The following is a 21,220-nucleotide window of genomic DNA, read 5'->3' as shown; positions in this document are numbered from 1 at the left end:
GGTGTGGGCGGCGGGCGCCTGCGGGCGTGCTCACCTGGGCGTCTCCCGCAGGTAGTTGGGCCCGGTGGTGTAGTGCTTGTTGATGTCGGCCGCGCCGGAGCGCTCCTTGCTGAGCAGGGTGCCGGCGGTGACCATGGCCTTCACCGGCAGTTCCCGGGCGTCGAGCAGGGCGGCGCGCAGCGGGGCGCCGGCCGGGCCGATCCGGTCGACGGCCTCGGTGAGCCGGGTGCGCAGCAGTCCGACGGTCCGTGCGAGCGGCGCGCGGCCGAGTGCGGCGAGCCCGAAGGCGAGGGCGCCGGTGCAGAGGTGGCCGGTGATGGTGGCGAACAGGTCGGTGACCGGCCGGTCCTCCGTGCCGGCGATCCGGGAATCGTCGAACTCGTCTGCGTAGGCGGCGAGTTCGCCGAGCCGGGTGGTGTTGATGCGCGGGCCGTCGTCGTCCTTGAGCAGCAGCCGCATCCGGGTCCGTCCGCCGGGGCGGTCCAGCACCAGCGAGGTGTTCTGCTGGTGCGCCTCCAGGGCGATGCCGTACGAGAAGAGGGTGGTGTGCCAGTCCAGCAGCAGTTGCAGCAGCTCGTCGTAGAGGCGCAGCACGTCGCCGCCGTGGAAGCGGTCGGCGAGGTGGTCGAGGACGGTGCGGCCGCCGGGGGCGGGGGCGAGCAGGGCGGCCAGCGGGACGGTCACCGCACCGTCCAGGCCGCCGGGTTGGCGGCGCAGCAGGACGGCGAGGAGCTCGTGGCCGGCGTGGAGGAAGCACTGCTCGTCGGCGTGCAGCACGCTTGCGGCGAAGCGCGGCTCGCGGGCGGTGACGGCCTCCAGCAGCCGCTGGCCGGCGGCGCCGTCGACGAGGCTGCCGGGCTTGACGGTGCGCCGGTTGCGCAGGCCGAGGGTGGCGGTGGTGAGCGGCAGTTTGAGGTGGACGGCCGGATCCGCGACGACCGCGACGGTGCGCATGGACAGCGTCGGCCGGACGGTCAGGTGCGGCCGCTCGGCGAGCCGGGCGCCGGGCACCAGGGCCGCCAGCCCGGGTGTCGCGGTGAGAGGGTGGACGGGCAGGGCGAAACCCGGGCCGGGAACGCCGAGGTCGGCCGGGGCGGGCCACCAGCCGGGCAGCCGGCCGGCGCCGTGCCGGGTGACCGCCGCCTCGGGCAGGACGAGCCAGCGCAGCTCGAACGCGGGGTGGAACTCGGGTGCGTGGCCCCGCAGATGGTCGTCGGTGAGGCCGGCCCGGCCGCGCCCGGCGGGGTGCACCGGGTGGTCCAGGTAGGCGGCGAGGGTGTCGAAGCCGAGGGACGCGGCAGGCCCGGCCCAGTCGGCCGGGTCCGGGCCGAGGCGTTCGGCGAGCCGGGTGAGGACCGCGGGCCGGGCCCGGTCGTGCAGCCGCATGGTGGCGAGCGCCTGCCGGCACTCCTCGGCGAAGGCGGTGTGGCCGTCCCGGTCGCGCGGATCGGCGAGGCCGGCCACCGCGTCGAGAATCGCGTCGAGGCCGGTCAGCGGGCGGCCGTCGACCTCCAGCAGCGGGCGCCGGGCCGTCCAGCGGCTCTGGAATCCGTCCTCGGCGACCGGCAGGGCGAGCCGCCCGCCGCGCAGCCAGGCGCCGTCCGGCCGCTGTTCGAGGACGGCGGCCGACCGGAGCCCGAGCACGTCCTCGCGGTGCAGTGCGCCCAGTACGCGGCGGGTGAGCAGCTCCTCCGGGTCGTCCACCCGGACGGCCGCCGTCACGGGGTGATTTCCCAGCGGTTGGCGGCGAGGAACCGGTCGACCGCGCCGTCGACGGCCCGCCGGTCGGCGCCGACCGCCCAGACCACGCCGAGGTAGTCCCGGTTGGTGCGGTGGTGCTCGTGGTGTTCCCCGACCGCGCGGAACGGCCGGTAGACCAGGTGGACGCCGTCCTCCTCGTGCTCCTGCGCGGGCGGGGCGGCGGTGAGGGTGCCGGCCCGGTCGGCGAGCACCGGCCGGTTGTGGCCGTGCGTGCCGGTGCGGGCGCCGAGGTCGTCCGGCAGCGCCTCGCCGAGGTGGACGCGGAGCACCAGCTCGAAGTACGGGACGTCCAGCAGCTTGGCCAGCATCAGGTCGCACTGGTCGCCGATGGCCCGGTAGTTGACCTCGATGATGCGGGCGCGGCCGTCCGGCTGGACGACGAACTCGGTGTGGCAGGCGCCGAAGCCGACCCCGAGCGCGTCCAGGTGGGCCAGTACCTGGTCGACCACCGGCCCGGGGTGCTCGGCGACGAACTCCAGGGCCTCCTCGACGAAGTGCGGCGGCGGGGAGACCTGCGTGCGGAACCCGCCGAGCACGTGCCGGCGGGCGGCGTCGCCGAGGGTCTCCAGGGTGTGCAGCTCGCCCTCCAGGAACTCCTCCACCACCAGGGCGTCCTGCGGCCGGCGGCGGCGGACCGCGGCGCAGTGGGCGGCGAGTTCGTCGGCGTCGGCGACCAGTGCGACGTCCTCGCTGGCGACCCCCTCGCGCGGCTTGACCACGCACGGGTACGACGGGTCGAGTTCGGACACCAGCTGCCCGGGGGCGAGTTCGAGGGCGTGAACCGAGTCGAGGCCGGCCGCGGCGAGGTGGCGGCGCAGCTGCGCCTTGTTCTTCGCCCGCAGAGTGGCCCGCCAGTCCTTGGCGGGCAGGCCGAAGTAGTCGGCGGCGAGGGCGGCCTGGGTCTGCAGGTGGTCACTGTTGCTGAAGACCGCGTCGGGCGTGCGGTGCCGGGAGACGGTGCCGACGACCTCCCGGAAGTCGCGGACCTCGCAGCCCAGCACCTCGGGCGGTGCGGCGAGCCGGCGGTAGGCCTCGCGGTGGGCGTCAGGCTGGTCGGTGAGCACGGTGACGGAGAGGCCGAGCCGGTCGGCGGCGGGCAGGAAGCCCTCGGTGACCGAGTCGGTCGGGTTCAGAGCGAGCAGGTACAGCCGCATGGGCGTCGTCCTCGGTGGCAGGGGCCCGCGGGGCGTGGGTGCGGGCACGTGTCGGCGTCGGGCGGCGGGACTGGCCGCCGACGGGCGGTCGGGCGGCCGGTCCGGTGCGGTCGATCGTGCCCGGGGGCGGCGCCCGGAAACCGCGGCCCGGCCGGGGCCGGTGGCGGCGGTGCAGGCTTCGGCCGCGGGGCGCTCAGCGGTGGACACGGAACCGAACCTTAGGTTAGGCGTACCTAATCGCGTCAAATCGGCCGATCTGTCGGGGTGTCGGTGTATCGACGATCCGTCAGGCCCATGTAAGGTGAGGCATACCTTAGTTGATCACGGGAGTCTCTGATGCTCCAGCTGACGGCCGTGCGCGCTTCTGTCGCCGCCGGACCACCTGCGTCGATTCGGCGTCTTGTCGACATCTGTCCGGCGCTGCCGGTCGCCCTGCTCGACCGGCCGCCGGCCGACCGCGAACGCTGGTGCCCCGGAGACGCCCTGGCCGCCCGCGCCGAAGCCCTGGTCGCCGCCGAGGCAGCCCGGATCGAGGCCGCGCACGGTGCCGCCCCGCGACCACACGTCGCCGCCTCCCGACTGCTGCACCACTACCTCTGGTCGCTCTGCCTGCTCACCGCCGGGCCCTGGTACCTCGACGGGCGGGCCGCCCGGATCGCCCCCTCCGCCCTCTGGATCGAGGAGTCGACCGGCGACCTCGCCCTGCTGGCCGACCTCCCCGACGACGGGCCGCACGGACCGGAGGGGCTCCGGACGGCGGTCGCCGCGCACGCGGGGCCGGTGCTCGGCGCGTTCCAGCCGTACGTGCGGCGCGGACCGCACGCACTCTGGGGGATGGTCACCGACGACCTGGTCTCCGCCCTCTGGTACCTCGGCCGGGTCCTCGGCGAGGAGGACCGGGCGGTCGCCGCCGCCTCCGTCCTGCTGCCCGGCGGCACCCCGCCCCTCAGCGGTGCCGCGGCCTTCCGCCGCCTCCGCGGAACGGAGGGCCGCCGCCACTGGACGCGCACCCGCCAGGGCTGCTGCCTCTACTACGCCGTCCGCCCCGACGAGGCCTGCACCACCTGCCCCCGTACCCCCGACGAGGAACGCATCCGCCGCCTGGAGCAGTGAGCCCGTTCGGGCGAAGCGCGAACGGGCACCCAGGGGCGCGGGGAACTGCGCAGTTCGGATGCGGCGATACCCGTTGGACCGGTAACCGCGGTCAGTGGTCGCCCGGCACGGCCGGATTGACGGTACGTCGGGGTGGGGCGGGTCGCCTTCCGCCGCACGCGGTTGTCCCCCCGCCTTCGGCCGGGGTGCCCCCGCGCGCCCCTGAGGTGCCGGCTCCTTTCCTTGATCGCCTATCCCCTGCGGGAGACGGCCACGCCGGCGAGGCAGAGGGCTCCGCCGGCGAGGGCGAGCGGGGCGGGGAGTTCGTTCAGGAGGAGCCAGGCCATCAGCACCACCAGCGCGGGGACGGCGTACGTGGTGGCGCCCATCCTTCCCGCGGTGGTGCGGGAGAGGGCGTAGGCCCAGGTGGTGAAGGCGAGGGCGGTCGGGAAGAGGCCGAGGTACACCAGGCCGAGGACGGCGGAGGCCGGTGCCCGGCCGAGGTCGTGCACCAGGCCGCCGGTGAACGGCAGGCAGGCGAGTGCGCCGATCAGGCAGGCGAAGGCGGTGGTCTGCAGGGGAGTGGCGTGCCGCAGCGCGGGCTTCTGGAGCACCACGCCCGCCGCGTACGCCGCCGCCGACAGCAGGCAGAGCACGATGCCGAGCAGTGAGCCGTGCCCGGCCCCGCGGGACATCGACAGTCCGGTCACGACGGCGCCCGCGAAGGAGACCGCGAGCCCGGCCACCAGTGCTCGCGGGAAGCCCTCCTTCAGCAGCCAGCCGCCGAGCAGGGCGATGAGCAGCGGGCCGATGTTGACCACCATCGCGGCGGTGCCCGCGTCGACCTGCTGCTCGCCCCAGTTGAGCGCCACCATGTAGAACCCGAACCAGAGCACCCCGGAGGCGGCGATGCCGGGCCAGGCGGCCCGCGGCGGCAGCCCTTCGCCGCGGGCCGCCAGCAGGACGACCAGGGCGATCGCGCCGACGGCGAGCCGGCCGAGGGCGAGCGCCCCGGGGCCGAAGGAGGCGCCGGCGTCCCGGATGACGACGAAGGCGGAGGCCCACAGCACGACGGTGGTGGCGGCCGCGGCGAGGGCGCGTCCGTCGAGCGGCGCGGCGGCGTCGGTGAGTGTCTGCTCCATGCCGCGCACCGTACCGGCCGGGGAGTTCGGTGCCGACCGAAATATTCGCGCCACCGGCCAGCGGCTGAGGTCAGCTGCCTTCGGAGAGCAGCTTGTCGTACGCGGCCCGGACGGTGCGGTCCATCGCGAGCATGAACTGGGCGTCGGCGGTGGCCCGGGCGAGCGGGCGGACCCGGCGGATCCGCTCGGTCAGTTCGGCAGCCTTCTCGGGGGTGAGCTCGTCGACGTGGGCGAGCCCGCCGAGCAGGTGGTCACGGGCGAGTTCGGTGAAGGCTTCGGCGACGGCGTCCAGGTGTGCCTGGGTCCTGCGGCTGACGTCGAGGACGGCGGCCAGCGGGACGCCCTCGGCGACCAGGGCGAGGGTGGCGTCCATCAGCCGGCGGCTGATGTGGGTGATGCCGTCCTCCTCGACGGTGATGTAGCCCTGGGCGATGGACTCGGCGGTGTTCTCGGGCGTGAGCTGATCGCCGAAGGCGGCGAGGAGCTCGTCCCAGCCGACCCGGACGGGCGTCTCGTCGGACCAGGGGGCGGCGATCTCGTCGCGCAGGCCGATCAGGTCGGCGACGTCGCGGCCGCTCTCGCCGGCGCCGATGAGTTCGGTGATGCCGCCGAGGGTGTGGCCGCGTTCCAGCAGCTCGCCGATCATCCTCAGCCGGGCGAGGTGCTGCTCGCCGTACCAGGCGATCCGGCCCTCCTTGCGGGGCGGCTGGAGGAGCTTGCGCTCCCGGTAGAAGCGCAGGGTCCGGGTGGTGATGCCGGCGGCCGCGGCGAGTTCCTCGACGCGGTACTCGCGGGGCTGCCCGCTGCTGCTGGTGATCTCCGGCACGCCGCTCAGCATAGGGCGGGCGCGCCGCGAGATGTCGTGTCCGGCTTCTTCCGCACCGGGGCGGCAGCGGCTACTCTGCCAATCGTGCCAGTGATTACTGGCGCGGTTAGGCTCGACAGTCCCTGCCGTTCCACCAGCTCCACCCGGATCCACCAGCACCTCGCCCCCGACCCTCGCCACCTGCCCTGGAGCCGCCGCATGGCATCGCGCAGCAAGCAGCCCGACGCACCCGCCCCGGGCGCGACCGCCCACCCGCACGTGCGGGTCGCCGTGATCGGCTCCGGCTTCGGCGGCCTCGGCGCCGGCGTCCGGCTCCGCCGGGCGGGCATCACGGACTTCGTCATCCTCGAACGGGCCGCCGCCGTCGGCGGCACCTGGCGCGACAACAGCTACCCGGGCTGCGCCTGCGACGTCCCCTCACACCTGTACTCCTTCTCCTTCGCGCCGAACCCGGAGTGGCCGCGCAGCTTCTCCGGGCAGCCCGACATCCGCGCCTACCTGGAGAAGGTCACCGACACCTTCGGGCTCCGCCCGCACCTGCGGTTCAACGCCGAGGTGACCGAGGCGCGCTGGGAGGAGGGCCCGGCCCGCTGGCGGCTCACCACGTCCGCCGGCACCTGGACGGCCGACGCCGTGGTCTCGGCCGCCGGCCCGCTCGCCGACCCGCAGATCCCGGACGTCCCGGGCCTCGCCGACTTCCCCGGCAAGGTCTTCCACTCCTCCCGCTGGGACCACGACTACGACCTGGCCGGCAAGCGGGTCGCGGTGGTCGGCACCGGCGCCTCCGCCGCCCAGATCATCCCGGCGATCCAGCCGCGGGTCGGCCGGCTCACCGTCTTCCAGCGCACCCCGGCCTGGGTGCTGCCGCGCCGCGACCGCGAGATCTCCGGTCTGGAGAAGTGGTTGCACGGCGCCCTGCCGCCGACCGGTGCGCTGCGCCGCGGCACGCTCTTCGCGCTGCGCGAGCTCCAGGTGGACGCCTTCGTCCGCCGCCCCGGCCTGTTGAAGCTCGTCCAGAAGATCGCCGAGAAGCACATCGCCCGGGGTGTCGCCGACCCGGCGCTGCGCACCCGGCTGACCCCGGACTACCGGATCGGCTGCAAGCGCATCCTGCTGAGCAACACGTACTACCCGGCGCTGGCCGCGGCCAACACCGACCTGGTGTCCTCCCGGCTCACCGAGGTCCGCGGCTCGACGCTGGTGGCCGGCGACGGCAGCGAGCACGAGGTGGACGCGATCGTCTTCGGCACCGGCTTCCACGTCACCGACATGCCGATCGCCCGGCGGGTCTTCGGCATCGGCGGGCGCAGCCTGGCCGAGGAGTGGAAGGGCGGCATGGAGGCGCTGCGCGGCTCCACCGTGCGCGGCTTCCCCAACCTGTTCTTCGTGATCGGCCCGAACACCGGCCTCGGCAACAGCTCGATGATCCTGATGATCGAGTCGCAGCTGAACTACCTGGTCGACGCGCTCACCACCCTGGACTCGGTCGGCGCCACCGCGATGCAGCCGACCGCCGTCGCGCAGAAGCACTGGAACCTCGAACTGCAGCACCGGATGGACCGCACGGTCTGGACGACCGGAGGCTGCGTCAGCTGGTACCTCGACGACAGCGGGAAGAACACCGTGCTGTGGCCCGCGTCGACCACCGCCTTCCGCCGCGCCACCCGCCGGGTCGACCTCGCCGAGTACGAGCTGATCAAGCGCACCGCGGCCGTCCCCGCCCCGGCCGTGCCCGCCGAGGAGGTGCCGGCGTGATCGACGCGGACTGCGTGCTGCCCGACCCGGCCGCGATCCGGCGGGTCCGCTCCGCCGACGGCACCGGGCTCAACGTCGAGCTGTACGGGCCCGCCGACGGCCCGGTGGTCGTCCTCGCCCACGGCTGGACCTGCTCCACCCCGTTCTGGGCGCCGGTGGTCAACCGGCTGGCCGCCGACCACCGGGTGGTCGCCTACGACCAGCGCGGCCACGGCCGCAGCGACGTGCCGTCCGGCCCCGCCGGGTACGGCACGGCCCGGCTGGCCGACGACCTGGAGGCGGTGCTGGCCGACGTCCTGCCGGCCGGCGGCCGCGCGGTGCTGGCCGGCCACAGCATGGGCGGCATGACGATCATGGCAGCGGCCGACCGCGGCGAGGTCGCCGCCCGCACGGCGGGCGCACTGCTGATCAGCACCGGCCCGGCCGACCTGGTCGCCGAGTTGCTGGTCGTCCCGGCGGCCGTCCGCGGCGTCGGCCTGCGCCGGGCGCTGCACCGCGCCGTGCTGGAGTCGAAGCTGCCGCTCGGCCCGGTCAACGGCGTCAGCCGCGCCCTGCTGAAATACGCCACGATGGGCCCGGCCACGCCCGCCGCCCGGGTGGACGCCTGCGCGCGGATCGTGCACGCCTGCCCGACGTCCGTCCGGCACGGCTGGGCGAAGGTGCTCGGAGAACTGGACGTGACGGCGGGTCTGGCCAGGCTGACCGCGCCGACCGCCGTGGTGGTGGGCAGCCGGGACCGGCTCACCCCACCGGTGCACGCCCGCCGGATGGCCGCCGCGCTGCCCGACCCGCAGGGCCTGCTGGAGCTGCCGGGCGCCGGGCACATGTCCCCGATGGAGCGGCCCGCCGAGGTCGCCGCCGAGATCCGCCGGATCGTCGCCCTCACCGCCGACACCCGCGCCGACACGCAGAGGAGCGCCACCGCATGAACCCGCCCCTGTCCTCCCAGGTCGTGGTGGTGACCGGTGCCGCCCGCGGCATCGGCGCCCTGATGGCCCGCCGGCTCTCCGCCCAGGGCGCCAAGGTGGCCCTGGTCGGCCTGGAGCCGACCGAGCTGAAGGCGGTCGCCGCGGAGTGCGGCCCGCACGCCTCCGCCTGGGAGGCCGATGTGACCGACCTGGAGGCGCTGAGCGCCGTCGCCCGGCAGATCCAGGACCGCTACGGCCGGATCGACACCGTGGTCGCCAACGCCGGCATCGCCATCGGCGGCCCGCTGCTGGACAGCGACCACCGGGCCTTCACCCGGGTGATCGAGGTCAACCTGCTCGGCAGCGTGGCCACCGCCCGGGCCTTCCTGCCCGCGCTGACCGAGAGCCGCGGCTACCTGCTGCAGATCGCCTCGCTGGCCGCGCTGACCCCGGCGCCGCTGATGTCCGCGTACTGCGCCAGCAAGGCGGGCGTCGAGGCCTTCGCCCACGCGCTGCGCGCCGAGGTCGCCCACCAGGGCGTCAGGGTCGGCGTCGGCTACCTCAGTTGGACCGACACCGACATGGTGCGCGGTGCCGACCAGGACACCGTGCTGAAGCAGATGCGCGCCCGGCTGCCCTGGCCCGCCAACAAGACCTACCCGCTCGGCCCGGCGGTGGACCGGCTGATCGCCGGCATCGCCCGGCGCTCGGTGCACGTCTACGCGCAGGCCTGGCTGCGCGGCATGCAGCCGGTCCGCTGGCTGCTGCCCTCGGTGGTGGCGCTCGGCGGCCGCCGGGACATGGCCCGGCTGGAACCGGAGCTGAGGGCCACCGCGGACCAGCGGCTGCGGCCGGTCGGCGCGGGCGGCGAGGCCGACACCGCGGCCCGGACCGCCGGCGCCCTTCCGGGTGAACCGGCGGCGGGTCGACTGGACGGCACGGCGGACTGACCGTCAGTCTCGGGCCGGGGTGGCGGAATCCGGCACCCCGGCCCTGACCGCTTTCGGCCAACCGGGTGCGGTTACGTTGGCGTAAAAGCTCCCCATGAACAGCCCAATGGCCGGTAAACATCCGGCATTTGAGTGATTTGTCCGCACTATTTCGCGGCCGGAACGCATCTGACACGTGCACGGCGGGAATGCGTAGCCTCTGCTCGGCGGCCCCCAATGCCGCCATTCCCCCACACCCTCCTCGGGAGAGCAGATGCGCCGTTCTGCCCGTGTCATCCGTCCTGCCCTCGCGGCCTTCCGCGGCAACCGGCTGCTCGCCGCGACCGCCCTGGCCGGCGTCCTGTCGGTCGGTCAGCTGGCCCTGCCAGCCTCGTCCACCGTGCTGGCCGCGCCGAGCGCCGCGGCCTGCACCGGGGGAGAGGACGCGGCCGCACGCCGCGCCGCCGGCTCCACCGCGCACGAGCCGAACGCCGTCACCGACCTGCAGGCCCAGGCGATGGACGCCGAGCTCAAGGCCCGGGTGGCCAAGCTGGCCAAGACCGCCCAGGGCTCCCAGCTGCTCGCCGACTCGGCCCTGGCGGCGACGAGCATCCCGGTCTACGTCCACGTCGTCCACTCCGGCACGACGGGCAAGCTGTCGGCCGCGACGATCGCGAACCAGATCGCCGTACTCAACGCCGCGTACGGCGGCCAGGGCACCGGCAACACCGCGACGCCCTTCACCTTCACGCTGGCCGGCACCGACTACACGGACAAGGCCGCCTGGTACAACGGCATCACGCCGGGCTCCAGCGCCGAGACCCAGATGAAGTCCACCCTGCGCAAGGGCGGCGCCAACGCGCTCAACCTCTACACCGCGAGCCTCGGCCAGAGCCTGCTGGGCTGGGCGACCTTCCCGAGCTCCTACTCCTCCAATCCGACCGACGACGGCGTGGTGATCCTGGACGCCTCCGTCCCCGGCGGCTCGGCCACCAACTACAACGAGGGCGACACCGCCACCCACGAGGTCGGCCACTGGCTCGGGCTTTACCACACCTTCCAGGGCGGCTGCAACGGCAACGGCGACTACGTGGCCGACACCCCGGCCGAGAAGAGCGCCGCGTACGCCTGCCCGACCGGCCGCGACACCTGCACGAGCAAGGCCGGCGTCGACCCGATCCACAACTTCATGGACTACACGTACGACTCCTGCATGTACCAGTTCACCGCGGGCCAGGTGACCCGGATGACCAACTCCTGGGCCGCCTACCGGGCCTGACCCCGGCCCAGCCGGCCGGCGCCGCCCGCCCCGGACCCACCCGGGGCGGGTGGCGCCCGTGCGCCCGGGCGGTTCGACCCAGTACGGTCGGCGCATGACCACTGCTCTCATCACCGGCGCGACCGCCGGGATCGGCGCCGCCTTCGCCCGACGCCTCGCCAGGGACGGCCGCGACCTCGTGCTGGTCGCCCGCGACACCGAGCGGCTGGAGGCGGCCGCCGCGGACCTCGGCAAGCGCTTCGGCGTCCGGGTCGAGACGCTCACCGCCGACCTCGCCACCGAGGCGGGCATCGCCGCGGTCGAGGAGCGGCTGCGGGACGGCGGGCGCCCCGTCGACATCCTGGTCAACAACGCCGGCTTCGGGAACAAGGGCGCCTTCCTCCAGGTCCCGCTGGAGGCCGAGCTGGACATGCTGAAGGTGCACGTCGAGGCGGTGCTGCGGACGACCACCGCGGCCGTCCCCGGGATGCGCGAGCGCGGCCGCGGCGCGGTGGTCAACGTCGCCTCGGTCGCCGCCTTCTTCCCCCGCGGCACCTACGGGGCCAGCAAGGCCTGGGTGGTCAGCTTCACCCAGGGCGTCGCCCGCGACATCGCCGGCAGCGGCGTGCGGCTGCAGGCGCTCTGCCCCGGCTTCACCCGGACGGAGTTCCACGCGCGGGCGGGCATGGGCACCTCCAACATCCCCTCCTGGGGCTGGCTGGACGCCGACCGGGTGGTCGACGACTCGCTGCGCGACCTGGTGCTGGGCAAGACCGTCTCGGTGCCCGGCAAGCGCTACAAGCTGGCGGTGGCGCTGGCCCGGCTGGTGCCGAGCGGCCGGGCAGGCGCGATCTCCTCGAAGGCCGGCCGCAGCTACGGCCCGAACTGAGCGCCGGCCGGACCGGGGGCGGCGCGGCCGGGACGCCGGGAATAGGGCCAGACTCATTATTAGTTAGGCTAATGATGATGAAGCCCTGCCCGGCGGCCCCGCCCGCCCCCGTCCCCGGAGGTCGCCCTTGAAGCTCGACCGGATCGACTGGACCCCGGCCGAACAGGACCGGACCGAGCCGACCCCGCCCGTCCCGCTCCGCCGCATCCTCGCGCTGTTCCGGCCCTACCGCGGACGGCTCACCCTGGTCGGCCTGCTGGTCGCGGCCTCCGCCGTCGTCTCCGTCGTCACGCCGTTCCTGCTGCGGGCCACCCTGGACACCGCGATCCCGCAGGGCCGCACCGGGCTGCTCACCCTGCTGTGCCTCGGCATGATCGCCGCCGCGGTCGTCAACAGCATCTTCAACGTGCTGCAGACCCTGATATCCACCGTGGTCGGCCAGCGCGTCATGCACGACCTGCGCACCGCCGTCTACGCCCACCTGCAGCGGATGTCACTGGCGTTCTTCACCCGGACCCGCACCGGCGAGGTGCAGTCCCGGATCGCCAACGACATCGGCGGCATGCAGTCCACCGTCACCATGACCGCCACCTCGCTGGTCTCCAACCTCACCGGCGTGATCGCCACGGTGGTCGCCATGGTCGCCCTGGACTGGCGGCTCACCGTCGTCTCGCTGCTGCTGCTCCCGGTCTTCGTCTGGATCAGCCGCCGGGTCGGCAACGAGCGGAAGAAGATCACCACCGAGCGGCAGCGCAAACTCGCCGCGATGAGCTCCGCCGTCCAGGAGTCGCTCTCGGTCAGCGGCATCCTGCTCGGCCGCACCATGGGCCGCGCCGACTCGCTCTCCCGGGACTTCACCCGGCAGTCCGACGAGCTCGCCGACCTGGAGGTCCGGGTCAACATGGCCGGCCGCTGGCGGATGTCCACCATCCAGGTCGTGATGGCCGCGATGCCCGCGGTGATCTACTGGGCCGCCGGGCTGACCGCGGCCGGCGGCGCCCCGATCGTCTCGGTCGGGACGCTCGTCGCCTTCGTCTCGCTCCAGCAGGGCCTCTTCCGGCCGACCGTCAGCCTGCTCTCCACCGGGGTGCAGGTGCAGGTCTCGCTGGCGCTCTTCCAGCGCATCTTCGAGTACCTCGACCTGCCGGTGGAGATCGCCGAACCGGCCCGGCCGGTGCGGCTGGACCGCGTCCGCGGCGACGTCACCTTCGAGGGCGTCGAATTCCGCTACCAGGGCGACCAGGAGCGCCCCACCCTCACCGGCGTCGACCTCAAGGTCCCGGCCGGCAGCTCGCTCGCCGTGGTCGGCGAGACCGGCTCCGGCAAGACCACCCTCAGCTACCTCGTCCCGCGGCTGTACGACGTCACCGGCGGCCGGGTCTGCATCGACGGCACCGACGTCCGCGAGCTCTCCTTCGACACCCTGGCCCGGGCGGTCGGCGTGGTCTCCCAGGAGACCTACCTCTTCCACGCCTCGGTCGCCGACAACCTCCGCTTCGCCAAGCCCGACGCCACCGACGAGGAACTCGTCGCGGCCGCCGAGGCCGCCCAGATCCACCCCATGATCGCCGCCCTGCCGGACGGCTACGACACCCTGGTCGGCGAGCGCGGCTACCGCTTCTCCGGAGGCGAGAAGCAGCGCCTGGCGATCGCCCGCACCATCCTGCGCAACCCGCCCGTGCTGATCCTGGACGAGGCCACCAGCGCCCTGGACAACCGGACGGAGGCCGCCGTGCAGCAGGCCATCGACGCGCTCGCGGTGGGCCGCACCACCATCACCATCGCCCACCGGCTCTCCACGATCCGGCACGCCGACCAGATCGCCGTGCTCGACGCCGGTGAGGTCCTGGAGCTCGGCAGCCACGAGGACCTGGTCGACCGGGGCGGCCGCTACGCCGCGCTGCTGCGCCGCGAGGAGGCCGCCTGAGATGCGCGCCCCCGGCGTGACCGCCCACGTGCCTTTGAAGGCGGCTCCCGGTCAGCCGGCGGACTCGCGGGCCCCGGCGGCGGCCGCCAGGGCGGCCGTCAGATAGCGGCGGACGGTCGCGAGCTCCGACTCGTCGAAGCCGTCCGCCGCGCCGACCAGGGCGCCGATCACCGGGCCGAAGAACGACCACCCGAGCCCGACCGCCTTCTCGTCGACGGTGAGCAGCACCCGGCGGCGGTCCCGCTCGTCCCGGCTTCGCGCCACCAGGCCGAGCCGCTCCAGCCGGTCGACCAGGCCGGTGGTGCCGGCCGAGTTGAGCCGCAGCGCCGCGCCCAGCCGGCCGGGGGTGACGGTCTCGCCGGCCCGGGCCGCGTCCAGCAGGTGGATCAGCGCCCGCAGGTCCGTCGGGTGCAGGCCGTGCCGGGCCGCGAACTCCGCGCCGAGCAGGTCGAACTCCACCGTCACCGCGCGCAGCAGGTGCACCAGCTCCATCGCCGGCCCCTCGGGCCGTTCCTGCGCCACCGCATCCACCGTCCTTCCTCCGCCGGACCGTCCGGGGTTATTCTCTCGTTCAGCGAGAGAATTGGCCAACGAGATACCGTCGACGAGATGACCGGGGGTCAGCCGTGTCCACCATCGTGTCCCGCCCTCTCCAGGACTTCCGCACCGCCTACGACGCCCTGCTGGCCCGCTGGCCGGCCGGCACCGCCGAACTGGACGTCCCGACCCCGTACGGCACCACCAGGGTGCACGCGCACGGCCCCGCGGGGGCGCCGCCGCTCGTCCTGCTGCCCGGTGGCGGAGCCACCGGCGCGGTCTGGGCCGCCACCGCCGCCGCCCTCGGCGGGCGGCACCGGGTGCTCGCGGTCGACCTGCCCGGCGACGCCGGTGACAGCACCCGCGGCGGACGGCCGCTGCGCACCGGCGACGATCTGGCCGGCTGGCTGGACGCGCTGCTGGACGGGCTCGGCGCCGACCGGACCGACCTCTGCGGCCACTCCTACGGCGCCCTGCTCGCGTTCGAGTACGCGGTGCGAGCGCCGCAGCGGGTGGACCGGCTCGTCCTGCTCGACCCCACCCGGTGCTTCGCCGGCTTCCGGCCCGGCTACCTGCTGCACGCGCTGCCGCTGCTGCTCCGCCCCTCACGGGCGAACGCCCTCGCCCTCCTCGCCCGGGAGACCGCGGGCACCGCCGACCCGGACTGCGCCGAGGTGTACGCGCACGGCGCGCTCCTGCCCGACCTGGCCCGGCCGCTGCGGCTGCGCCGGCCGGACGCCACGGCGCTGCGCAGCCCCATGCTGGTGCTGGTGGCCGGCCGCAGCGGGGCGCACGACGCGCGGAAGGTCACCGCGGCGGCGCGCAGGGCGCTGCCGGACGGCGAGGTGGCGGTCCTGGAGGGGGCGACCCACCACGGACTGCCCGCGGTGGGCGCGGACGGGCTGAACGCCCGGCTGGCGGCCTTCCTCGGCCGCGGCCGGGATCAGGCCGCCTTCGGCGCCTCGTTGTAGGCCTCGGCCAGCTCCTGGCCGGACAGTGCGTGGATCGCCGCCATCACCTCGTCGGTGACCTGGCGGCGGGCCCGGGCCGAGCGGGCCTGGCCGTGCAGCTCGGGGAAGTGCAGCGGCTTGCCGAAGCGCACCGTGACCCGGCGGATCCGCGGGATCCGCCTGCCGACCGGCAGGATCTCCTGCGGGCCCTCCAGGGCGACCGGGACGACCGGCACGCCGGCGGTCAGCGCCAGCCAGGCCACGCCCGTCTTGCCCTTGTAGAGCCGGCCGTCCAGCGAACGGGTGCCCTCCGGGTAGATGCCGAAGGCCTTGCCGTCGTTGAGGATCTCCAGCGCCTGCTCCAGCGAGGCGGCGGCGGCGCGGATCTCGCCGCGCTCGACCGGCACGGCGTTGATCACCGAGGTGAAGAACGCGCGGGAGATCGCGCCCTTGAGCCCGGTGCCGGTGAAGTACTCGGCCTTGGCCAGGAAGTACACCTGGCGCGGGGCCGTCAGCGGGATCACCACGCTGTCGACGAAGGACAGGTGGTTGCTGGCCAGGATCACCCCACCCTTGCGAGGCACGTGCTCCAGGCCCTCGACGACCGGACGGTAGACGGTCTTTGCCAGCGGCTTGAGCACGAGCTTCGTGATGAGGTTGAGCATGGGCCCTCCCTGGCCGGCCGACGTGTCCCGACCGGTCGGCCCGGGATCAGTCCGCACATTACGACATGCACCCCGGCGTCCGTCCACTCCCTCCCGGGGCGGGTCGACCGAGATCCTCGTCACGCTGAGCACCCGCGCGGTCGCACAGCCGGACAGGGTAGGCTGACGGACCGTCACCCGGTGCGCCGGGGCGGTGTCAGGCGGTGAGCACCCGGCGGTCCGCGGCGGCTTCCGGCGTCGTGGTCGGGAACACCTGCCGGACGACGCGTTCGGCGGCGTGCCCGTCGTCCCACGGGCAGAACCGCTCGCGGAAGCGTGCCCGCAGCTGCGGCTCCGGGTCGCCGGCCAGCAGCGCGTCGGCGAGCTGTCCGGGGGTGGTGGCGACCGCGCCGGGCGGCTCGGCGAGCAGGTCGAAGTAGACGCCGCGGACGTCCCGGTACTCGTCCCAGTCCGGGGCGAAGAGGGCGATCGGCCGGTCCAGTACGGCGTAGTCGAACATCATCGAGGAGTAGTCGGTGACCAGGGTGTCCGCGGCGAGGTACAGGTCCTCGACCACCGGGTGGTCGGAGACGTCCACGATCCGGGCGGCGTCCGGGCCGACGGTCAGGTCGCCCGGTCCGCCGGTGTGGAAGTAGTGGGTGCGCACCAGCAGGGTGTGGCCGGGGCCGAGGCGGCGGGCCAGCTCGGGCAGGTCCAGCAGCTGCGGGTAGCCGCCGCGGGTCTCCCGGTGGGTCGGCGCGTACAGCACCGTGCGCTGCCCGGCGGGGATGCCGAGCGTCTCGCGGACGGCGGCGCACTCCTCGGCCGTGGCCAGCGCCAGCCGGTCGTTGCGCGGGTAGCCGGTCTCCAGCAGCCGGTACCGGCCGGGGTAGGCCCGGGCGAAGTGCTCGCTGGTGTGCGGATTGGGGGAGACGAGGTAGTCCCAGCGGTCGACGGCCTCCTGGAGGCGGTCGAAGTCCATGCCGTCCGCGGCGACCGGATGGGCCCTCAGGTCCATCCCCATGCTCTTGAGCGGGGTGCCGTGCTGGGTCTGCAGGTGCACGGTGCCCGGCCGCTTGCCCAGGGTGTGCGGGAAGTTGACGTTGTTGACGAAGTACTTGGCGGTGGCCATCGCCCGCAGGTGGGCGGTGGTGTTCACCAGCACGTACGGCACCCCGGGCGGCAGCGCGTCGGCCTGGGCGCGGGTCTCCACCACCCACACGCCGCGGATCTGCGGGGCCAGCTCGCGGGCCCGCTCGTAGATCGCGGCCGGGTTGCAGGCGTAGCCGCGGTGCCAGTAGGCGGCGTACACGGCGAGGTGCTCGTCCAGCGGCAGCCGGCGGAAGGCGTTGTAGGCGGCGAACCGGGCGCCGCCGCGCACCGCCCGGCGGACGGCCGGGGCGATGGCCCGGGTGGCGCGGCGGGCGGCGCGCGGCAGTGCCCGGGTGCGCTGAAGCTCGTCGTAGGAGCGGCGGGCGCCCCGGGAGGCGAGCCGGTAGGGCAGGCCGCGCGGCCCGCACGGGAAGAGGTGGCCGGGCGGGCGGTGCCGCGCGATGTGCGCCGTGATCCGGCGGAAGAAGTCCGGGCGCGCCGCGGCCGGCACCAGCCCGGGCGTGTCGTACACGGTGAGGGCCTGCCGGACGGTCCGCTCGAAGACGGCCGCGCGCAGCGGGCTCGGCCGCCGGTCCAGGAAGGCGAAGATCTCCTCGTACTGGGCGAAGGCGTCGGCGTGCTTGGCGGACGGGGTGCTGGTGATCGCCCCGGGGCGGCCGCGGCGGTACGCGTAGCAGGGGTGGTCCAGGAACCGCAGCCGGCCGGCGGCGAGCAGGGCCGGGTAGGTGACGGAGATGTCCTCGTAGTAGCCGCGGCCGAAGGAGACGCCGAGGCCCTGCAGGTAGTCGCGGCGCAGCACCTTGTTCCACACCGCCATCACGGCGCGCAGCAGGTCGGGGTGGTCGGCCGCGGTGCAGCCGGCGGCCAGCTCCGGCCCGGTCAGGTGGTGGTGCCAGGGGTTGGGCTCGGTGCCGCCGTCGTTGTAGACGTGCACGAAGTCGGTGAGCAGGACGTCGGCGGGGTCCAGCCCGTCCTCGGCGCGCCGCTCCTCGGCGCGGAGCTCGGCGAGGACGGCGTCGAGGGCGCCGTCCAGCAGCCGGTCGTCGCTGTCGACGAACCAGATCCAGCGGCCGGCGGCCTCGGCCAGCCCGGCCTCGCGGGCGCCGCCCAGGCCCCGGTTCTCGGCGAGGTGGTGGACCCGCAGCCGGGGGTCGCGGGCCGCATGGCGGTCGAGGATCGCGCCGCAGCCGTCGGGGGAGAGGTCGTCCACCGCGATGATCTCGACCTCGCCCGGTGCGGCGGTCTCCGCGCGCAGCGAGTCCAGGCAGTCGGGGAGGAAGCGCTCCACTCCGTGGACCGGCAGGACGATGCTGAGGAGGGGGCTCACGCTGGTGTTCACTCCGCGCAGGACAGTGGGTCGGCGGCTGCTCGCCCGGTACAGCCCACTGTAGCGAGCGCAAGTGGACGGCCGGTTGACAGAAAGTGATCGCCGGGGTGTCGGTGGCGTGTCCCGGGCCGATCGCTTCGGACTGTGAAGGAGCGGCGGCTGTCGACCGGTGCCGAGGGGCGCGGACATCGCGGTCCGCCGTCCGGGGACTGGGCAGCGGCCCCGGACGGCGGCCGGAAAACGCGACCGCCGGTGCCGCGCCGTGCGAGCGGCGGCACCGGCAGTCCGGTTTGGCGGTCCGGCCGACCCTCAACGACCGACCGCCGGTCCGTCACCGCACCTGAGTCGGGCCGCCGCAGCGTCGAGACGGCCGGACAGTGACTCAGCAGGTGTCGGAAGTTTTCTTCATCTGTCGAACTCATTCGACAGGAGTCTCGACGGGTGGCTCGGGAACTCCGTGTCTGTAGAAATATTGCTTGTAGGTTTCCGTCACGTCAATCCCTCGGGCGCGTTCAAGTTATGAAGACAGTCCCGTCCGGTGCCCGGCATGGGCCAGGGGTGGTGCCGATGGCCGTGCCGGAGGGGCGCCGAAGGGCTGCCCAAGGGCCGGCGGGCGGTCCTCCGCGGGCGTCGCCGGACGCCGGACCGCCCCGTTCCGTGGCGCCTGCTCGGCCCGGCCGGGCCGACCGCGCTCTCACCCGCACCGGTGACCCGGTCGACCGGACCGTCACCCGCGCGGGCTGCCCGCCGGCCGCACCCCCGGAGCTCCCCCCGCCCCCTGCGCGCCGGGGCCGTGACGCCGTACGCGGCTCCGGCACCCGGCATGCTGCCGCCGACAGGTTTGAAGTGCGTCCGATATGCCCGACCTGCGGTGCTGTGTCGGAGGTGATCGATGCCCAGTCGTGACCGAGGCCACGGCCGTCTGGTGAAGTGTCAGATCCGTTCGCACGATACGGTGGCAGAACACCAGGACGCCTGTGCGCGGAGAGCCACTCACGGATAGTCTTCGCCTCACGGCCCTGGCGCCTCGTAGGGGTGGGAAACGATGGAACAGATGCAAGTGCGAGCCCGGCCTCGAGTGCCGGCCATCCAGTGCGGTGTCGGCACGACCGGCCGCCGGATCGACCGCCACCTGGCCGTCCTCGGCGCGCCCGCGCTCTCGGCGGTCGACACGGCGGAGGCCCTCGGCCTGATAAGGGAGCTGACGCCGCGCGGCACCGGCACGCCCGGCACGCAGGCCGCGCCCCGGCGCACCGCCCGGGTGTCGCTGCTGACTCCGCTGCGCCGCCTGCGCCGAAGCCTGTTCGGCAGCCGGCACTAGCAGCGCGACGGCAGCCCGGCAGCGGGAGCCGTGTCCGGCCACGACCCGACGGACAGTCACCGTCCGCCGGGTCCTCGTCATGCCTCTGTCCCACTCCCCGGGACATCCGCCGGTCCGCGGCGGCCATGCGTCAGGATGGCCCCATGGCGGACACCTTCCACACGCTGACCTTCGAGACCACCACCGGCACCGGCGAGGTCGCCCTCGACATCACCGAGCGCTGCACGGCCTTCCTCACCACCGCGGCCGCCGGCCGCGACGGACTGCTCAACGTCTTCGTCCCGCACGCCACCGCAGGCATCGCCGTGATCGAGACCGGCGCCGGCAGCGACGACGACCTGCTGTCCGTGCTCCGCGACCTGCTGCCCGCCGACGGCCGCTGGCGGCACCGGCACGGAACCCCCGGCCACGGCCGCGACCACGTGCTGCCCGGGCTGGTCGCCCCGCACGCCACCCTGCCGGTGATCGGCGGCAAGCTCGCCCTCGGCATCTGGCAGTCCGTCGTCCTGGTCGACACCAACGTCGACAACCCACGGCGGACGGTCCGGCTCAGCTTCCTCGGCTGACGGGCACACCCCACCGCAGGGCGGCGTTGCCCACAGGTGCCGGCGCCCGCACGCCCACCCGGGCCGACCCGGCACCGGACCACCACCGAGGAAGGCGACCATGACCGAGCCCGACACCCCCACCGCCACGGACGCCGTCTGCGAGCTCGCCCCTGCCGCCGGTCAGGCCGTGCAGGGACTGACCCCGACGGCCGACGACGGCCCGCGCGCGGACTGCGTCCTGTGCGGCGAGCCGACCGAGTACCCGGCAGACCACGCCGGCCGGACACTCTGCGCCGTCTGCACCTGGCAGCAGGCCCAGCGGATCGCCTGCGCCGGCTGACCACCCGTCATCCCGGGCCGCCCGCACGCAGGCCGACCGGAGACCGGCGAGCCTGTCGGCAGCCCCTGACGACCGCTCAGGTGCCGACCGCCGGGCGAGGGGCCCGGCCCGTCAGGCGTCCTCGCGGTCCGCGACGGCCAGCGTCGAGCCGTGCCGCTGCTTGCGCACCAGCAGCTGGGAGGGGATCCGGCTGCGCAGGTCGGCGACGTGGCTGACGATGCCCACCGCGCGGTCCCGCTCGCGCAGGCCGTCCAGGACGTCCATGACCTCCTCCAGGGTCTGTTCGTCGAGGCTGCCGAAGCCCTCGTCGATGAAGAGGGTGTCCAGCGGCATGCCGCCCGCCTCGTCCGTCACCACGTCGGCCAGGCCGAGCGCCAGGGCCAGCGAGGCGAAGAAGCTCTCGCCGCCGGAGAGCGTCGCGGTGTCCCGGTCGCGGCCCGTCCAGGCGTCCACCACCCGCAGCGACAGGCCGGAGCGCTTGGTGCCGGCGACCGGGCCGTCACTGTGCACCAGCGTGTAGCGGCCGCCCGACATCCGCACCAGCCGGGCGCTCGCCGCAGCCGCGACCTGCTCCAGCCGGGCCGCCAGCACGTACGACTCCAGGCGCATCCGCAGCGCGTTCTCCGCCGGGGCGCCGGCGACCAGCGCGGCGAGCCGGCCGATCCGGCCCAACTCGGCGAGCTCGGGGGCGAGCTCGGCGGCCAGCCCCGCCAGATCGGCGCCGATCCGGGCCAGCGCGGTACAGCGCCGCTCCGCGGTGCCGGCCTCGGCCGCGGCCCGCTGCAGCCGGTCGGCGGCC

The 21,220-nt window shown here is 74.5% G+C and carries 19 protein-coding genes; 11 read left to right on the top strand and 8 right to left on the bottom strand.

Annotation, left to right across the window (positions count from 1 at the left end):
• Nucleotides 1-30: 30 nt before the first annotated feature.
• Both KSNIM_RS09375 and KSNIM_RS09370 read right to left on the bottom strand, forming a co-directional pair.
• Nucleotides 31-1,722 carry an IucA/IucC family protein gene (locus KSNIM_RS09375; RefSeq protein WP_263102764.1) on the bottom strand — a complete coding sequence of 564 codons (1,692 nt, stop codon included), beginning with the start codon at nt 1,720-1,722 and terminating at the stop codon, nt 31-33.
• Nucleotides 1,719-2,915 (bottom strand): acetyl-CoA carboxylase biotin carboxylase subunit family protein, encoded by a 1,197-nt coding sequence (locus tag KSNIM_RS09370; protein WP_263102763.1) that lies wholly within the window; start codon nt 2,913-2,915, stop codon nt 1,719-1,721. Before KSNIM_RS09370 ends, KSNIM_RS09375 begins: the two co-directional genes overlap by 4 nt.
• Nucleotides 2,916-3,251: 336 nt before the next feature.
• Here KSNIM_RS09370 and KSNIM_RS09365 point away from each other — a divergent pair, with 336 nt between their 5' ends.
• Nucleotides 3,252-4,028: a (2Fe-2S)-binding protein gene (locus tag KSNIM_RS09365; RefSeq protein WP_263102762.1), complete on the top strand. Its 777-nt coding sequence runs from the start codon at nt 3,252-3,254 to the stop codon at nt 4,026-4,028.
• 230 nt (nt 4,029-4,258) lie between these two features.
• On the opposite strand, the gene KSNIM_RS09360 is transcribed toward KSNIM_RS09365, so the two are convergent.
• Complete coding sequence (locus KSNIM_RS09360; protein ID WP_263102761.1) at nt 4,259-5,149, bottom strand: DMT family transporter; 891 nt, start codon at nt 5,147-5,149, stop codon at nt 4,259-4,261.
• A gap of 70 nt (nt 5,150-5,219) precedes the next feature.
• Nucleotides 5,220-5,975, bottom strand: a complete 756-nt coding sequence (locus KSNIM_RS09355) for a MerR family transcriptional regulator (RefSeq protein WP_263102760.1) — start codon at nt 5,973-5,975, stop codon at nt 5,220-5,222.
• Between the two features lie 198 nt (nt 5,976-6,173).
• Here KSNIM_RS09355 and KSNIM_RS09350 point away from each other — a divergent pair, with 198 nt between their 5' ends.
• The 6 genes from KSNIM_RS09350 (at nt 6,174) to KSNIM_RS09325 (ending at nt 13,641) form a co-directional block, all read left to right on the top strand.
• Nucleotides 6,174-7,730 (top strand): flavin-containing monooxygenase, encoded by a 1,557-nt coding sequence (locus KSNIM_RS09350; RefSeq protein ID WP_263102759.1) that lies wholly within the window; start codon nt 6,174-6,176, stop codon nt 7,728-7,730.
• Nucleotides 7,727-8,659: an alpha/beta fold hydrolase gene (locus KSNIM_RS09345; protein WP_263102758.1), complete on the top strand. Its 933-nt coding sequence runs from the start codon at nt 7,727-7,729 to the stop codon at nt 8,657-8,659. The genes KSNIM_RS09350 and KSNIM_RS09345 overlap by 4 nt, the downstream gene beginning before the upstream one ends.
• Complete coding sequence (locus KSNIM_RS09340; protein WP_263102757.1) at nt 8,656-9,588, top strand: SDR family oxidoreductase; 933 nt, start codon at nt 8,656-8,658, stop codon at nt 9,586-9,588. The genes KSNIM_RS09345 and KSNIM_RS09340 overlap by 4 nt, the downstream gene beginning before the upstream one ends.
• A 253-nt stretch (nt 9,589-9,841) precedes the next feature.
• Entirely contained in the window at nt 9,842-10,846 is a 1,005-nt protein-coding gene (locus KSNIM_RS09335) for a zinc metalloprotease (RefSeq protein WP_263102756.1), read from the top strand.
• 94 nt (nt 10,847-10,940) lie between these two features.
• Nucleotides 10,941-11,714: an SDR family NAD(P)-dependent oxidoreductase gene (locus KSNIM_RS09330; RefSeq protein WP_263102755.1), complete on the top strand. Its 774-nt coding sequence runs from the start codon at nt 10,941-10,943 to the stop codon at nt 11,712-11,714.
• Between the two features lie 127 nt (nt 11,715-11,841).
• Nucleotides 11,842-13,641, top strand: coding sequence for an ABC transporter ATP-binding protein (locus KSNIM_RS09325; protein WP_411543682.1), 1,800 nt, complete (start codon nt 11,842-11,844; stop codon nt 13,639-13,641).
• A gap of 51 nt (nt 13,642-13,692) precedes the next feature.
• Here KSNIM_RS09325 and KSNIM_RS09320 read toward each other — a convergent pair whose 3' ends face one another.
• On the bottom strand, nt 13,693-14,133 hold the full coding sequence (locus KSNIM_RS09320) for a MarR family winged helix-turn-helix transcriptional regulator (protein ID WP_263107880.1): 441 nt from the start codon (nt 14,131-14,133) through the stop codon (nt 13,693-13,695).
• A 134-nt stretch (nt 14,134-14,267) separates the two neighbouring features.
• Between KSNIM_RS09320 and KSNIM_RS09315 the strand changes: the two genes are divergently transcribed.
• Nucleotides 14,268-15,149: an alpha/beta fold hydrolase gene (locus KSNIM_RS09315; RefSeq protein ID WP_263102754.1), complete on the top strand. Its 882-nt coding sequence runs from the start codon at nt 14,268-14,270 to the stop codon at nt 15,147-15,149.
• On the opposite strand, the gene KSNIM_RS09310 is transcribed toward KSNIM_RS09315, so the two are convergent.
• Together KSNIM_RS09310 and KSNIM_RS09305 are read right to left on the bottom strand one after the other, a co-directional pair.
• Nucleotides 15,122-15,793 carry a lysophospholipid acyltransferase family protein gene (locus KSNIM_RS09310; RefSeq protein ID WP_263102753.1) on the bottom strand — a complete coding sequence of 224 codons (672 nt, stop codon included), beginning with the start codon at nt 15,791-15,793 and terminating at the stop codon, nt 15,122-15,124. The two genes, KSNIM_RS09315 and KSNIM_RS09310, sit on opposite strands and share 28 nt — an antisense overlap.
• A 196-nt stretch (nt 15,794-15,989) precedes the next feature.
• Nucleotides 15,990-18,224 carry a bifunctional glycosyltransferase family 2 protein/CDP-glycerol:glycerophosphate glycerophosphotransferase gene (locus KSNIM_RS09305; protein WP_263102752.1) on the bottom strand — a complete coding sequence of 745 codons (2,235 nt, stop codon included), beginning with the start codon at nt 18,222-18,224 and terminating at the stop codon, nt 15,990-15,992.
• Between the two features lie 1,033 nt (nt 18,225-19,257).
• Between KSNIM_RS09305 and KSNIM_RS09300 the strand changes: the two genes are divergently transcribed.
• The 3 genes from KSNIM_RS09300 (at nt 19,258) to KSNIM_RS09290 (ending at nt 20,421) form a co-directional block, all read left to right on the top strand.
• Nucleotides 19,258-19,533: a hypothetical protein gene (locus tag KSNIM_RS09300; protein ID WP_263102751.1), complete on the top strand. Its 276-nt coding sequence runs from the start codon at nt 19,258-19,260 to the stop codon at nt 19,531-19,533.
• A 143-nt stretch (nt 19,534-19,676) separates the two neighbouring features.
• Nucleotides 19,677-20,099: a YjbQ family protein gene (locus KSNIM_RS09295; RefSeq protein ID WP_263102750.1), complete on the top strand. Its 423-nt coding sequence runs from the start codon at nt 19,677-19,679 to the stop codon at nt 20,097-20,099.
• 100 nt (nt 20,100-20,199) lie between these two features.
• The gene (locus KSNIM_RS09290; RefSeq protein WP_263102749.1) at nt 20,200-20,421 is read left to right on the top strand and encodes a hypothetical protein; all 222 of its coding nucleotides are present in this window, start codon (nt 20,200-20,202) and stop codon (nt 20,419-20,421) included.
• A gap of 111 nt (nt 20,422-20,532) precedes the next feature.
• On the opposite strand, the gene KSNIM_RS09285 is transcribed toward KSNIM_RS09290, so the two are convergent.
• On the bottom strand, nt 20,533-21,220 hold a 688-nt coding region (locus KSNIM_RS09285; protein WP_317634005.1), incomplete at its 5' end, for an SbcC/MukB-like Walker B domain-containing protein.

The organism is Kitasatospora sp. DSM 101779 (genome assembly GCF_025655475.1).
In the GTDB taxonomy this organism is placed as follows: Bacteria; Actinomycetota; Actinomycetes; order Streptomycetales; family Streptomycetaceae; genus Kitasatospora.
This window is presented reverse-complemented; position numbering and strand designations above follow the sequence as displayed.

Coding starts and splice junctions, on each gene's coding strand:
- KSNIM_RS09330 (WP_263102755.1), top strand. CDS start 10,941: ATGACCACTGCTCTCATCACCGGCGCGACCGCCGGGATCGGCGCCGCC.
- KSNIM_RS09290 (WP_263102749.1), top strand. CDS start 20,200: ATGACCGAGCCCGACACCCCCACCGCCACGGACGCCGTCTGCGAGCTC.
- KSNIM_RS09350 (WP_263102759.1), top strand. CDS start 6,174: ATGGCATCGCGCAGCAAGCAGCCCGACGCACCCGCCCCGGGCGCGACC.
- KSNIM_RS09310 (WP_263102753.1), bottom strand. CDS start 15,793: ATGCTCAACCTCATCACGAAGCTCGTGCTCAAGCCGCTGGCAAAGACC.
- KSNIM_RS09300 (WP_263102751.1), top strand. CDS start 19,258: ATGGAACAGATGCAAGTGCGAGCCCGGCCTCGAGTGCCGGCCATCCAG.
- KSNIM_RS09360 (WP_263102761.1), bottom strand. CDS start 5,149: ATGGAGCAGACACTCACCGACGCCGCCGCGCCGCTCGACGGACGCGCC.
- KSNIM_RS09370 (WP_263102763.1), bottom strand. CDS start 2,915: ATGCGGCTGTACCTGCTCGCTCTGAACCCGACCGACTCGGTCACCGAG.
- KSNIM_RS09295 (WP_263102750.1), top strand. CDS start 19,677: ATGGCGGACACCTTCCACACGCTGACCTTCGAGACCACCACCGGCACC.
- KSNIM_RS09365 (WP_263102762.1), top strand. CDS start 3,252: ATGCTCCAGCTGACGGCCGTGCGCGCTTCTGTCGCCGCCGGACCACCT.
- KSNIM_RS09320 (WP_263107880.1), bottom strand. CDS start 14,133: ATGGAGCTGGTGCACCTGCTGCGCGCGGTGACGGTGGAGTTCGACCTG.
- KSNIM_RS09335 (WP_263102756.1), top strand. CDS start 9,842: ATGCGCCGTTCTGCCCGTGTCATCCGTCCTGCCCTCGCGGCCTTCCGC.
- KSNIM_RS09340 (WP_263102757.1), top strand. CDS start 8,656: ATGAACCCGCCCCTGTCCTCCCAGGTCGTGGTGGTGACCGGTGCCGCC.